The following is a 13,274-nucleotide window of genomic DNA, read 5'->3' on the forward strand; positions in this document are numbered from 1 at the left end:
GATCCGCGGACGGGTACGTGGGCAGACCCTCGACCATCACGATCGTGGCGCCGAGCTGCAACGGCCCGGTCATCAACAGCGGTCCCACCAGCCACCCGAGATCGGTGATCCAGGAAACCACATCGTCGGCATGGACATCGAAACCGTACGCGAAGTCCACCGCCGCCTTCACCCCGAAACCGCCGTGCGAGTGCACAATGCCCTTCGGTCGGCCCGTCGTCCCGGACGTGTACACGATGGTCAGCGGGTCATTCGCCTCGGTCGGCGCGGTCTGCACCGGTGCCGGGTTCGGGTCCAGGGCGTCGAAGTAGACATCGCGGCCCGCGCGCATCGCCACATCGGTACCGAGGTGACGGAGAACGACGACGGTGCGGACCGACGGCGCCGATTCGAGCGCCTGATCCGCGGTCTCCTTCATCGGCACCGGCTTGCCGCGCCGCGTCGTGCCGTCCGCCGTGATCAGCATGACCGCCTCGGAATCCTGCAGCCGGGTGGCCAGCGCATCCGGCGCGTATCCGGTAAAGTGGGCACCGAGATCGCTCCGATCATCGCGATCGCCAGAAACGCCACCACCGCCTCCGGGACCGCGGGGACGAACAGCACCACCCGATCCCCGCGCGCCACGCCGAGCTGGGTCAGGTTCGCCGCGAACCGCCGCACCTGACGATCCAGTTCGGCGTAGGTCAACGCGCGCCGTTGACCGCTGTCCCCCTCGTAGACCACCGCCGTCTTGTCCACGAGTTGGCCGACAGCGTGCCGGTGCGCGCACAGGTTCGCGACATTGACGTGCCCGCCGGGAAACCACCGCGGGAACGGCCTGCCGCCGGACTCGTCACGGACCCGATCGAACGGTGCGTCGAACGTGATCTGCAGATCCTCGACGACATTTCGCCAGAACCGTTCCGGGTCTGCAGCCGCCGACCGGTTCAGCTCGTCGATGGTCCTGTGTCCCCAGCGCCGCATTGCCGACAGCAACCGGCTGCGCTCGACAACCGTCTCACTCGGCATCCACGCGAACCGCTGCGCGGTCTCGTCCTGCTGACTCTTCGTCATACCCGTTCCTCCTCGACGCGTGCGACCGGTTACGCGCTGACCGATTCCGCCGCCGTGCGCTTGAGCATCAGACCGGACCGGCGGCACTCGCACACCACCTCGTCACGCTGGTTGATGCCGTAATGACGGAACTGAACGATGCCGGAGTCGTTACGGCTCTTCGACTCCCGCTTCTCGAGGATCTCGGTGCGCACCCGGATGGTGTCACCATGGAACACCGGCTTGGGGAACTTGACGTCCTCGTAGCCGAGGTTGCCCAAGGTGGTGCCCTGCGTGGTCTCGGGCACCGAAATACCCGAAACCAGACCCAGGATGAACAAGCTGTTGACCAGACGCTGCCCGTAGATCGAACCCTTGCTGTACTCCGCATCCAAATGCAACGGCGCCAGGTTCAACGTCATCGTGCTGAACAGAACGTTGTCCGTCTCCGTCACGGTACGACGGGTCGGGTGGTCGATCACGGCACCCGGCTCGAATTCTTCAAAGTACAGACCGGACATGGGAAGTCCTTTCGATTCGGCGGCATCCCGCCTCGAGGTGTTCACTTTCTACGCATGTTACACAATATATTGTGCGTAGCAATACCCCAGTGCTTACTTCCAGAGGTCGCCACCCAACCGTCAGAGCGCCCGCCGACCCCGACAACTTGGAGAGACACACCTACTCACAGAGGGTGTTTGCCGCGACGTGCTCCGCACACGGGTCGGGGCAAGCCGCAGTGAACCTACCCAATGGATCCGTGTAGCCGACGCTTCGTGAATGCGCGAGGCTCGGAAAGCCTACGAGCGCTCCACCTCGATCGGACCACCCATCGGAGAGCAACCCATTTCGTCGCGGCTCGGTCCGGCCGATCTGACGTGTGACCACGACTCGCCTGCGCAAGGCAATCGTGCTCAGTCCGCCGACCGCCACCGCTGGGCCGTGAATGACGGACGGCGATGTCGCCGCCGGTCCCGGTGGCTGTTTACCGACACACCGCCAGCGACTCGAGCCACGGCAATGTGCCCCTTGGCACGGGGACGCAACCGCGTCCCGGAACTACGTCATCGGACCCGACGGGCGCGGCGCAACCCCTATGAGGTTGACTGCAGGAGAGACCGCGCCGCCCGTGTTCCTCGCGTGCGAGTCTCCGCTCTTGCTACTTCGCGGGTGTCCCGTCGCTCCACATTCCCTGCTCTTCGAGCTTCGCGATCAGGTAGTCCGCGCTCGTAGCGATGTGTTTCTTCATTGTCGACCGGGCGGCGCGGGTATTTCCGCTCCGCAGCGCCTCCACAAGGTGGGGATGGTCGTTCACGGTCGCGTCCACCTGCTGCTCGATCGTGGCGTAGAAGCGGTTCGGCAGGTGCTTGACCACCGACCCCAGCAAGAGGGCCAGCCGCTGCGAATCGGCGGCCAGGTTGATCTGACGATGGAACTCATGTCCGAGATCGGTGATGCGTCGGTTGTCGCCGGCCGCGACGGCTTCCTTGTTTTCGACCATGATCTCGTCGAGCCGTGCCAGCTGCTCAGGGCTGATGTTCGCGGCCGCCCGTGCGGCGAGCTCGCCGGCCAAGTGCGCCTGCACCCAGAACAGGTCGCGGATGTCTCGCCGTGTGAACGATGCGACCACGAATCCGCGTCGCGGAACCATCTGTACGAAGCCCTCGCTTCGCAGCAACTGCATTCCCTCTCGCACCGGGGTGTTGCTGACTCCGACGGCCTCACAGATCGGTTCCATACGGAGGAATTCGCCGGGCTTGACCTCTCCGGAGAAGATGCGCTCACGTACGTAGCTGGCCACCTGCTCGGGCAACCCCTGCTGCCGATTGGCGTTGCGCCCGCCGAACGCGCGTGCGTCCACCGTCATCGTGAGCCCCCTGTCCGGGTCTTCATAGTCCGTTCGAGAATACGCTACTTCCCGCATCATATTCGATGTCTGACTGGCACCCCGCACCTCGCGTCTCCCCCACCTCGCACCTACCTGCGCACGCACCGCGGCCGCTGCCGGCAACGCTGGCAACGCTGGCAACGCTGGCAAATCGACACCATGATGCGTAATATATGATTCTAGCGAACGGTGGCACCCCTCCGCGCCAGTGCAGTCGCCGTCGAACTTGCGCAGCCTTCTGAGAGCCAGAGGATATCGATGATCCAGAAACCTTTGCAGCACATACGAATACTAGAGATCGGAGGTTACATAGCAGCCCCGTACAGCACCTCGATCCTGTGCGCACTGGGCGCCGAGGTCGTGAAGGTCGAGAAGCCACACACAGGAGACGACTTCAGGCGCAACCTCGACCATCGCAGCCCCTACTTCGTCCAGTACAACGCCGGGAAGAAGAGCCTCGCGGTCGACATCAAGCGGCCCGAGGGCGTGGACCTCGTCCGGGCCCTCCTGCCGAAATTCGACGTTCTGATCGAGAACATCCGCCCCGGCAAACTCGCGGCACTCGGGCTGGGTCCTGATGACTGCCGGGCCGCCAACCAAGATCTCGTCTACACATCCGTCACCGGATTCGGCAACGGCGGCCCCATGGTCGACCGCGCTGCATACGACACGATCGGACAGGCACTGGGGGGGATGTACGCCGTGATGGGAGACGCCGGCGAACCGCAACTGTCCGGTACCTGCATCGCCGATCTGATCACCGGATTCGTCGGTGCAACGGGTATCCTCGCCGCACTCGTCGCCAGGGCGGAGACAGGGTCTGCAGCACGAATCGAGACCTCGATGCTCGAGGCGGTCAGTGCGCTCACCGTCGACGCGCTGACTCAGATGTACGACGACGAGGGTACCGATCCGCACCGGCAGTCGCGCCATCCCCAGGCCCAGAATTTCTGCCTCCATACCGCGTCCGATGGCGTGATCGCCATCCACCTGTCGTCATCACAGAAATTCTGGCGCTCACTCGCGGAGGCCATGGAACGACCCGACCTACTCGACGATCCACGTTTCTCGAACTACCCGGCTCGGGTTGTGCACTATTCGGAACTCGCCGCAGTAGTGCAGGCCGCGTTCCGCACCCGAACCGCGGAGCAGTGGGAGAAGATCCTGACCGATGCGGATGTCCCGTTTGCGCCCGTACTCGGGATGTCCGAGTTCGCTGCGCACCCGCAGACCGCGTTCCTCGAACTCCTCGAGCCGCAGGACGAAGGTCCGGCGTTGCTCCGCTCACCCTGGCGATTCGATGGGGCACGCCCGCGCCGCACGGGCTCCACGCCACGCGTGGGCGAACACACCCGCACCGTCGCCGCCGAGGTGTACGACGAGTCGACGATCGACGGGCTGCTCCGCGACGGCGTGCTGTATGCACCGTAGGCCCCGCCCCGATGCCCCAATGGCCCAGGACTCTGGAAGGCGCACCCGATGAAGCCGCAGAACGCCAGGACCACGAGACGGCAACTCCCCGACGAAGTTGCCTCACACATTCGCACAATGATCATGTCCGGGCAGGTGCGAGCCGGCGACTTCCTCCGCATCGAGCCGCTCGCCCTAGCCTTCGGAGTCAGTGCGACGCCCGTGCGCGAAGGACTACTGACTCTGCGAAACGAGGGATTCGTCGAGTCGGTCCCTCGACGTGGCTTCGTGGTGGCACCGTTCACGAAGCAAGACGTACGCGACCTATTTTGGGCACAAGCCCAACTGGCTGGGGAACTTGCCTCACGAGCCGCCAGGAGCATCACCAGTCACCAAATCGACGAGCTCGAGACCATTCTCGAACAGATCCTGGACGCGGTAGCCCGGGGCGATGACGACGAAATCGCCTCCTTGGGCCATGCCTTTCACCACAAAATCAGAATCTCCGCGAACTCACCGCGGCTTGCGCGACTGTTGGATTCGGTGGTCACGAACCTACCGAACCGGCTGTATGCCGCCGTCGAAGGCCGAATTTGGACAACACACAAGGACCACCATCTCCTGCTTGACGCCTTGAGAAAACGTGCCCCCGAGAAGGCCAAGACCCTCATGGAGACACACATCCTGGACGGAGCCGACCACCTGATTGCTGAACTCGAACGACGTGGCTTCTGGGCCCGTGCCGAAGCTGAAGGGTCTGATCATGGAGGCGACGCACCTCCGACGGCGTGACCTACGACGACGCACGATTGTCGCAGGCGGGGCGAGCATTCCTCGACACACTCACGACCTGAAGGTCGTCGAGCACGGCGACGAACGCCGCAGCCGCGGGAGGGAGCGGATCCGGCCGCCGAACTATCCCGATCTCGCGGACCACCGGAGGCACGAGCGAACGGACCACCACGCCGGGCAGTTCCCGCTCGGCGACTCCGCGCGGGAGCAGGGTTGCCCCGGCGCCCTGCACCACCAGCGCCCAGACCGCCTGGCGGTGCGCGCATTCGACCGCGATGTTGTTCACCGACAGCAGTGGACGCAAACCGATCTCGACGATCATCGGGATGTCGCCGAGCAGGTCGACGGGCACCGGGTCGGGCAGTTCGATCGCGAGGTCGGCGTGCAGTGCGAGCACGATCTCCTGTTCCCCCAACACCCGCGACTCGAGCCCCTGCTCGTCGACGGGCAGTGCGGTGAGCCCGATATCGCACTCCCCGGACCGGACCGCCCTGCCCACGCCGTCGGGAACGTCCGCTGACACCGCGGACAGCACCACCTGCGGGAAGCGGCGATGAAACTCACCGGCGAGGAGCGGAAGTGGCTCCGCGGCCAGTGAATTGAGAACCGAGATGGCGAGGGTGCCGGACCGTAGCTCGGTGACGTCGTCGACGACGGCTCGGGCCCGCTCGACATCCGCGAGAACCCGGCGCGCCGCCTCCGCGAACGAGACTCCCGCCGCGGTGATGCGCAACTCCCGCCCCGTGCGTTCGAACAGTTCGACGCCGAGATCACGCTCGAGAGTGCGGATCGCCTGCGACAGCGACGGCTGCGCGATGAACAGCGCCCGCGCCGCCTTCGTGACGCTGCCATGATCGGCCACGGCGACGAGGTACTCGGCGTCCCGGATGTCCACTACTGGAGTCTAGCGGCCACGCAGTTCGCCGAGGCCACGGCCGGTCGTCGAGTGTCGCGACCTAGACGACCTGCCGCCCGTTCACGCGGAGCCGGTTCCAGTCGTCGATGTCGTGATTGACGCACACTGTCGTATTCGGTTGGCTGCGCAGCAACTTCAACTTCTTCAGTGATTCGATCGCGTCGGCGGTGTCGGCGTCGGCGGGCATGCCGACGCAACAGCTGATGTTGTCCTGGATGTGCGCGACGTCGCCGGACAGGACCAGCGTGCTCCCGTCCGGCAGGCGGAGCTGTAACCCGAGTGAACCCGGCGTGTGCCCGGGCATCGACAGCACGACGACACTGCCGTCCCCGAAGACGTCGTGGTCGTATCCGGCAGGCACCTCCATCCAGTCGATCCGATCGGCCGCGTCGAGATCCTCCTGACGGAAGAAGGCCGTCACGTGGTTGTCGGGTGTGCGCGCGTACCGAAGCTCGCCCGAGCCGATATACCCCTGCGCCCCGGCGAAATGCTCCAGGCCACCGGTGTGATCGAAATGCAGATGCGAGATCACCACCCGTTTCACGTCGGCCGTGCTGAATCCGAGCGACTCCAGCTGGCGGTCGAGTGCACGCTCGGCGGGGAATTCGATGTTGAACATCTCCGCGAGCGGGCCGTACGTGGAGGCGGGATCACCTGCCCCGGCGAGGCCGGTGTCGAAGATGAGCAGTCCGTGCTCCGCGTGCTCGATGAGGAACGAGGGCGCGGGCAGGGCCACCAGCTCGCCGCCTGCGCCCAAGATCATGATGCTCTTGTCGACCTTCAGCATGGGTGCGTCGAGCGCCCACAAGTGCTTGATGGTACCGGAACTGGTCATGTCGTGCCTCCTCGGGCCCGAAAGGGAAGAGTCGCGACACCGAGTGAGCCGCGTCACGCATGATATACAAAGCGCCGAACATCACAAGCGTTTTATATATTCTGTACTATGCACTCGCAGGCTGTGGCGCGATCGGTCACACAACCACACGGAGGTAGCAGATGACGCCGACTAGCGGTGTTCAGGCACTGAAAGAACTCATCGAGCCGGAACGCCTGCTGATCGACGGTTCCTGGGTGCCCGCGGTCGAGGGCGCGTCGTTCCCCGCGATCGATCCCGGTACCGGAGAGCAGGTGGCCCGGGTGGCCGAAGGCTCCGAGGCCGACGTCGACGCCGCGGTGTCCGCCGCCCGCCGCTCCTTCGACGAGGGGCGGTGGCTGCGGTTGTCGGGCCAGCAACGGTCGGTGATCCTGTGGCGCATCGCCGAGACGCTCGAGAGCAGGGTCGACGAACTCGCCGCACTGGAGAGCATGGACGCGGGCATGCCGGTCTCGCAGGCCCGCCTGATGGTCGGCGAGGCGGTCAATCAGTTCCGGTATTTCGCCGGCTGGGCCGACAAGATCGAGGGTAAGAGCGTCGAGATCGGTCCCGCCGACCTGCGTTTCCAGGGATACACCCGCAAGGAAGCGGTCGGGGTGGCCGCACTGATCGTGCCGTGGAACGCACCGATCGTCGCGATCGCGCAGAAACTGGCGCCCGCACTCGCCGCCGGATGCTCGTGCGTGCTCAAACCTTCCGAGGAGGCGTCGCTCACCGCGCTCGCCGTGGGCCGACTTGTTCTCGACGCGGGCCTGCCGCCCGGCGTCGTCAATGTCGTCACCGGTTTCGGGCCCCGGGTGGGTGCTCCGCTCGCCGCGCATCCCGGCGTCGACAAGGTGAGCTTCACCGGGTCGACCCAGGTCGGCAGGCAGATCGTGCAGGCCGCCGCGGGCAACCTGAAGAAGGTCTCGCTCGAACTCGGCGGCAAGTCGGCGATGATTGTGCTGCCGGACGCGGACCTGGACCTTGTGATCCCCGGCGTCGGCATCGGGATCTTCTGGAACTCCGGCCAGATCTGCACGTCCGGTTCGCGACTGTTCGTCCACCGCGACATCGCCGACGAGGTGGCCCACGGGGTCGCCGAGTTCAGCCGAAACCTGAAGGTGGGCTACGGAACCGACCCGGACGCCGATCTGGGTCCCCTCATCTCGCAGCGCCACCTCGACCGGGTGAACGGATTCGTCGAGAGCGGTATCGCGGCGGGGGCCCGGGTCGTGGCCGGCGGCAAGCGAATCGGCGACCGGGGCTACTTCTACGAGCCGACCGTGGTGGTCGACGCCGACCCGTCGATGGCGATGATCCGCGAAGAGATCTTCGGCCCGGTGCTCGGCGTCATGACGTTCACCGACATCGACGACGCGGTCGCGGCCGCCAACGACACCGAGTACGGCCTCGCCGGCAGCGTCTGGACGCGGGACGTCGGCCGCGCCCACTCGACCGCTCATCTGCTGCGGGCGGGCCGCATCGGCATCAACGTCCACCGGGCCGGCGGCGTGCAGATGCCGGTCGGCGGCTACAAGCAGTCCGGCTGGGGCCGCGAGAACGGAGCCGAAGCCCTCGACGACTACCTCGAGACGAAATCCGTGGTCACCCGGATCTCAGACTGACCAAGTACACCCCACTGACACAGGGAAACCCGATGTCCCCGAACACATGAGGAGAAACATGAGAACCCGCGGTGCAGTCATCCGGCAGATCCCCGGCGAACTCGAGGTCATCGACCTCGAGGTGGAGGATCCCCGCGAGGACGAGGTGCAGGTCAAGCTCGTCGCGAGCGGCATGTGCCACTCCGACGACCACCACGTCACCGGGGACATTCCGGTCGGCATGTACCCGTTTGCCCTCGGCCACGAGGGCGCGGGCATCGTCACGAAGGCGTCCCCCAACTACAAGGGGATCGAGGTCGGCGACCACGTCGTCTTCTCCGCGATCCCGTCGTGCGGCCATTGCCGCTGGTGTTCGAGCAACCTGCAGAGCTTGTGTAATCTCGCCGCCGGCATCCTCGCCGGCCCGCGCTGGACGGACGGCACGTTCCGGGTGCGCACCACGGACGGGACGCCGGTCGGTCAGATGTGCGGGATCTCGACCTTCCTCGAGACCACGACGGTCTCGATCAACTCGGTGGTCAAGATCGACAAGGACATTCCCCTCGACAAGGCGTGCCTCGTCGGATGCGGGGTGAGCACCGGCTGGGGATCGGCGGTGAATCTCGGCAACGTCGCACCCGGACAGACCGTCATCGTGATGGGTATCGGCGGACTCGGCTCCGCCGCCCTGCAGGGCGCCCGGCACGCCGGCGCGTCGCATGTGATCGCCGTCGATCCCGTCGCATTCAAGCGAGACAGCGCGAAGACGTTCGGCGCGACCCACGCTGTCGCGACCATCGAGGAGGCGACCGAACTCGCCAAGCAGTCCACCGACGGGCAGGGCGCGGACGCCCTGGTGATCACCGTCGGCGTGCTCGAACCCGAACACGTCGCCCAGGCACTCGCCGCGGTCCGCAAGGCGGGCACCGTCGTCGTCACCGCCGTCGGTGAACACTCCCGGGTCGGACTCCCTATCCCGATCGCCGACCTGACGCTGTCCCAGAAGCGGCTGCAGGGATGCGTCTTCGGCTCGACCAACGGCACCTGGGACGTCAACCGGTTGCTGAACATGTACAAGGCCGGCCAGCTCAACCTCGACGACATGATCACCCGCACCTACCGCCTCGACGACATCAACCAGGGATACCGAGATCTGAAGGACGGTAAGAACATCCGAGGCGTCATCCTGTTCGACTGAGCAGACGACCGCTCGAGAGCGAAGGACCGCCCGGGAAGATCCCGGGCGGTCCTTCGGCTACTCGGGAGCGACGCGTGAGCGGGGTTCGGTGCTCGACACCTCGATCTCGACGGTACGAGTGATGCGGGTGAGGGCAATCGCCGCGAGAGCCGCGAACACGAGAGGCACGATAACCGCGAGGTACATAGCGCGCGGCGTCAACATGCTGAGCGCGTATCCCGCGACAATCGGCGACAGGATGGCGCCACCGCGGGCGATTCCCATCATCGCCCCATACCCCTTGGCTCGCGCGAGCACGGGATAGACCGCCGTCGAGGTCGAGGTGTATCCGGACATGGCCGCGAAGGTGCCACCACCGAGCAGCCCGGCCATGGCCAACGCGAACGGGCCCTGGAGGGTGACCGCGAAAGCGGCGATCGCCGCTGCGGAGACGAGAGATGTCACCACGGCGATCCGCGCCCCCGGGAACCGCAGCCCGAACGCGCCGAAGAGGCTTCCTCCGACCACCGCACCGAAACCGATCATGATCCCGGCGAACGCGCCGCTGCCCGCGTCGCCACTGGCGTCCTTGATGAGCTGCGGAGTCCACGTGCCGACGAAGTAGTACGCGGCAGTGAGCATCGAATATCCGAACACGAGGAACACCGTGCGGGTACGCAGCTTCCTGCTGAGCAGTCGAACCTGGACCTGCGGCTCGGCCGCCGAACGGTCCGACTTCTCCTTCGCGCCCTTCCGCGCGAGAAAGTCCTCGGATTCGCGGAGGAAGGCGGCGGTCACGACGAACGACAGGGTCCCGAGCACGGCACCGATCCAGAACATGCCCTGCCATGCCCCACCCGCCACCGAGACGAGTCCCGCGCCGGCAAAGCCGGCGAGCATCGTGCCGAGCGGGTACCCGATCATCACCAGCCCGAGCGCCACGCTTCGCCGATGGGGCGGCGCTACCTCTTGGCCCAGGACGACGATGACGACACTGATGGTTCCGATCGCGATACCTGTGACGAAACGGGTGACGAGGAGCGTCTCGAAGCCGCTCGACAGCGCCGATGCGGCCAATCCGACAGTATTGACCGCGAGACCGGCCAACAGAACTCGCCGTCTGCCGAAGACATCCGCGAATCGGGCGAGGCCGATCGCACCCACAGCCATTCCCGCGAGCGCGGCACTGATCAGATAGCCCTTCTGCGGGTTGGTGGCGAAGCCTTCGGGTAGGTGCGGCATCGCGAAACCCATGACGAGGACGTCATAGCCGTCCAGCATGTTCAGGAACATGCAGAAGAACACGGTCGCAATTTGATACGGGCGCAATCCCGCCTGCGCCGTCCGATCCTTCATACCGCTCATCAGGTCCCTCTCACTCGACTCGTCGACGTGTCCCGCGCAGGTCCGGTAGGAACCGCCGACCCCCTCGGCGCATGCGATCTGGATCACAGTGAGAGCAATATATGATGCGTTGTGGATTATGTCTATTCGATACACCGGTCCACGGCGGTGGCTCGAGCATCGACTCACAGGAAGGGGGCGACGCCGCACGACAGCGACCGGCAGATCGGCTCTGCCGGGCGCCGCGGTCGCCGGGCGGGGGGCGAATGGTACATTATGTCGAGTCTCTGAATCCGGGAAGGTGCGACCGACGATGGCCCTGAATGACAGATCAAGGCGACAGCAACTTCCAGAGGAAGTTGCCTCGTACGTACGCGAGATGATCATTTCCGGCGAGGTCCGCGCGGGCGATTTCCTCCGCATCGAGCGGATCGCCGAAGCCGTGGGCGTCAGCACGACGCCCGTCCGCGAGGGGCTCCTGGCGCTCCGGAGCGAAGGCTTTGTGGAGATGGTTCCCCGCCGCGGCTTCGTCGTGGCCCCGTTTACGAAGCAGGACGTGCGTGACCTCTTCTGGGCTCAGGCACAACTGGCCGCCGAACTGGCCGCACGAGCGGCGAAGAACATCACGCCCCAGCAGATCGCCGAACTCGAGGGAATCCTTCAGCAACACCAGGAGGCCATCGCGCAGGGGGACACCGAACGCATTTCGTCCCTCGGCCACGCGTTCCACCGCAAGATCAACCTGACCGCGGACTCTCCGCGACTTGCCCGCCTCCTAGGCTCCGTCGTCACGAACCTTCCGAACCGCTTCTACGCGACCATCGAGGGCCATGTCAGTACGACCCAGGAGGAGCACCCACTCCTGCTCGAGGCGCTGCGGAAGCACGCAGGCAAGAAGGCCAGGTCGATCATGGAAGCGCACATCTTGGACGGCGCAGATCACCTGATCGAAGAACTCGAGCAGCGCGGGCTGTGGGATACCGACGACGAGGCGAACGCGGGCTGATCCGCGGCCTACCGCCCCCGTCCCCTTTCTCAGCGTCGGGCGCGCTGCACCGTTTCCGAGGGTAGGAATCCGAACCGCGCTCGATACTGCTGGGCGAAGCGACCGGGATGGAAGAAGCCCCACCGCGCCGCGACGTCGGTGACAGATCCCGGTACGCCGCAGATGAGTTCGCGATGCACCCGGTCGAGCCGGACGCCGCGCAGGTACCCGGTCGGTGACATTCCCACCACCTCCCGGAAACCCGCCTGCAGCGCGCGCTCGCTGACTCCGGCCATCGTCGCGAGATCGGTGGTGGTGATCTCGTCCTCCGGATGCCGGTCGACGTAGTCCACGATCTCGCGAATCTTGGATCGCCGGGTGTGGGCGGGCTTTCCGTGCAACTCCGGGGTGAGCTGACTCGGCACCGTCATGAGCAGTTGAGTCATCAGGGCCGACTCGAGCTCGTGACAGGCCGCCGGAATCGTGGAGATGCCGTCCGGCCTGGTGAGCTCGGCATACAGAAAACCGGCAGTCGCGACGAGCGCCTGTCCCGCGCTGGACGTCAGGTCGAACGTCAGGTCGAACCGGATCCCCTCCCCGATCGGGCGTCCGGCCAGCTTCGCCGCATGTGCTTCGAGCGGATCCTTCGGCAACTTGATGTGGTACTGCCAGGAATCCGCGCTCCACTGCACCAGCACGGGGGCCTGCGGACCGAACGCGACACCGGCCTCGCCGGCGACGAAGCTCCGCCGAACGCCGCTCTGTTCCACCGTGCTCTCACCGGTCACCGGCAAATTGACGTGGTAGCAGAGCCGCATCGGCGGCCCGGTCAGGGTCGCCGCGGCTCCGTACGACATCCGGCCGATCGTCAACCGCGGCGCAGGTGCGAGATCGAGTCGGAAATCCAGTTCTCGGCTGTTCGGAACGTGGACGTCGTGGCCCGCAAACGTCTCCGCGACCTGCGCGTGTGCGGTATCGAGATCCGCCGTGCGGAAGCTCAGCTGCCGGTCGGCGCCGGCGTGTCGGCGATCCACGCGCATCTACCTCCTCCGACCGTCGTGGCACGGCGGTCTCGAACGGCCCAATTACGAATAATACATCATATTGGCGAATTTATGCAGGTAGGGCCCTTACGCCGGCTTTCGCCGTACGGAAAGTGGATGCCGGCCTTCGTCCAGGGGATTGTGACGCAGATCCCATCGAACCTACCGTCGTGGCAACCAGCGCATCCGCGTTGTGGCCGCCCCCGAACACATGGAGCTGTGCCCAC

The 13,274-nt window shown here is 65.6% G+C and carries 11 protein-coding genes and 1 pseudogene; 5 read left to right on the forward strand and 7 right to left on the reverse strand.

The features are described from left to right. The 3 genes and pseudogenes from RJ1_RS49035 to RJ1_RS34310 all read right to left on the reverse strand — a co-directional run. A pseudogene (locus RJ1_RS49035) lies at positions 1–1,053 on the reverse strand (AMP-binding protein); the annotation flags it as partial. Positions 1,054–1,082: 29 nt separating this feature from the next. Continuing rightward, positions 1,083–1,553 (reverse strand): MaoC family dehydratase, encoded by a 471-nt coding sequence (locus RJ1_RS34305; protein ID WP_073366908.1) that lies wholly within the window; start codon positions 1,551–1,553, stop codon positions 1,083–1,085. A 638-nt stretch (positions 1,554–2,191) separates the two neighbouring features. Next, positions 2,192–2,899, reverse strand: a complete 708-nt coding sequence (locus RJ1_RS34310) for a GntR family transcriptional regulator (protein ID WP_061045678.1) — start codon at positions 2,897–2,899, stop codon at positions 2,192–2,194. A gap of 279 nt (positions 2,900–3,178) precedes the next feature. Here RJ1_RS34310 and RJ1_RS34315 point away from each other — a divergent pair, with 279 nt between their 5' ends. Then, a complete protein-coding gene (locus tag RJ1_RS34315; RefSeq protein WP_061045677.1) occupies positions 3,179–4,351 on the forward strand; it encodes a CaiB/BaiF CoA transferase family protein in 1,173 nt (390 codons plus the stop codon). A 48-nt stretch (positions 4,352–4,399) separates the two neighbouring features. After that, positions 4,400–5,122, forward strand: coding sequence for a GntR family transcriptional regulator (locus tag RJ1_RS34320; RefSeq protein ID WP_073366909.1), 723 nt, complete (start codon positions 4,400–4,402; stop codon positions 5,120–5,122). A 1-nt stretch (position 5,123) separates the two neighbouring features. On the opposite strand, the gene RJ1_RS34325 is transcribed toward RJ1_RS34320, so the two are convergent. Next, on the reverse strand, positions 5,124–6,017 hold the full coding sequence (locus tag RJ1_RS34325; RefSeq protein WP_073366910.1) for a LysR family transcriptional regulator: 894 nt from the start codon (positions 6,015–6,017) through the stop codon (positions 5,124–5,126). 61 nt (positions 6,018–6,078) lie between these two features. Next, positions 6,079–6,873, reverse strand: coding sequence for an N-acyl homoserine lactonase family protein (locus RJ1_RS34330; RefSeq protein WP_073366911.1), 795 nt, complete (start codon positions 6,871–6,873; stop codon positions 6,079–6,081). 161 nt (positions 6,874–7,034) lie between these two features. On the opposite strand from RJ1_RS34330, the gene RJ1_RS34335 reads away from it, so the two are divergent. Together RJ1_RS34335 and RJ1_RS34340 are read left to right on the forward strand one after the other, a co-directional pair. Continuing rightward, positions 7,035–8,519, forward strand: a complete 1,485-nt coding sequence (locus tag RJ1_RS34335) for an aldehyde dehydrogenase family protein (RefSeq protein ID WP_073366912.1) — start codon at positions 7,035–7,037, stop codon at positions 8,517–8,519. A gap of 58 nt (positions 8,520–8,577) precedes the next feature. After that, positions 8,578–9,696: an NDMA-dependent alcohol dehydrogenase gene (locus RJ1_RS34340; RefSeq protein ID WP_073366913.1), complete on the forward strand. Its 1,119-nt coding sequence runs from the start codon at positions 8,578–8,580 to the stop codon at positions 9,694–9,696. 57 nt (positions 9,697–9,753) lie between these two features. Here RJ1_RS34340 and RJ1_RS34345 read toward each other — a convergent pair whose 3' ends face one another. Beyond that, the gene (locus RJ1_RS34345; RefSeq protein WP_240319878.1) at positions 9,754–11,127 is read right to left on the reverse strand and encodes an MFS transporter; all 1,374 of its coding nucleotides are present in this window, start codon (positions 11,125–11,127) and stop codon (positions 9,754–9,756) included. A gap of 205 nt (positions 11,128–11,332) precedes the next feature. Here RJ1_RS34345 and RJ1_RS34350 point away from each other — a divergent pair, with 205 nt between their 5' ends. Further along, the gene (locus RJ1_RS34350) at positions 11,333–12,025 is read left to right on the forward strand and encodes a GntR family transcriptional regulator (RefSeq protein ID WP_073366914.1); all 693 of its coding nucleotides are present in this window, start codon (positions 11,333–11,335) and stop codon (positions 12,023–12,025) included. A gap of 29 nt (positions 12,026–12,054) precedes the next feature. Here RJ1_RS34350 and RJ1_RS34355 read toward each other — a convergent pair whose 3' ends face one another. Continuing rightward, positions 12,055–13,038 carry an AraC family transcriptional regulator gene (locus RJ1_RS34355; protein WP_073366937.1) on the reverse strand — a complete coding sequence of 328 codons (984 nt, stop codon included), beginning with the start codon at positions 13,036–13,038 and terminating at the stop codon, positions 12,055–12,057. Positions 13,039–13,274 lie beyond the last annotated feature (236 nt).

Origin of the sequence: Rhodococcus jostii NBRC 16295, assembly GCF_001894825.1 — a bacterium.
GTDB classification, from domain to species: Bacteria; Actinomycetota; Actinomycetes; order Mycobacteriales; family Mycobacteriaceae; genus Rhodococcus_F; species Rhodococcus_F jostii.

Excerpts from the sequence above, each read along its gene's own strand:
- RJ1_RS34340 (WP_073366913.1), top strand. The coding sequence starts at position 8,578 with ATGAGAACCCGCGGTGCAGTCATCCGGCAGATCCCCGGCGAACTCGAG.
- RJ1_RS34320 (WP_073366909.1), top strand. The coding sequence starts at position 4,400 with ATGAAGCCGCAGAACGCCAGGACCACGAGACGGCAACTCCCCGACGAA.
- RJ1_RS34305 (WP_073366908.1), bottom strand. The coding sequence starts at position 1,553 with ATGTCCGGTCTGTACTTTGAAGAATTCGAGCCGGGTGCCGTGATCGAC.
- RJ1_RS34350 (WP_073366914.1), top strand. The coding sequence starts at position 11,333 with ATGGCCCTGAATGACAGATCAAGGCGACAGCAACTTCCAGAGGAAGTT.
- RJ1_RS34315 (WP_061045677.1), top strand. The coding sequence starts at position 3,179 with ATGATCCAGAAACCTTTGCAGCACATACGAATACTAGAGATCGGAGGT.
- RJ1_RS34310 (WP_061045678.1), bottom strand. The coding sequence starts at position 2,899 with ATGACGGTGGACGCACGCGCGTTCGGCGGGCGCAACGCCAATCGGCAG.
- RJ1_RS34330 (WP_073366911.1), bottom strand. The coding sequence starts at position 6,873 with ATGACCAGTTCCGGTACCATCAAGCACTTGTGGGCGCTCGACGCACCC.
- RJ1_RS34335 (WP_073366912.1), top strand. The coding sequence starts at position 7,035 with ATGACGCCGACTAGCGGTGTTCAGGCACTGAAAGAACTCATCGAGCCG.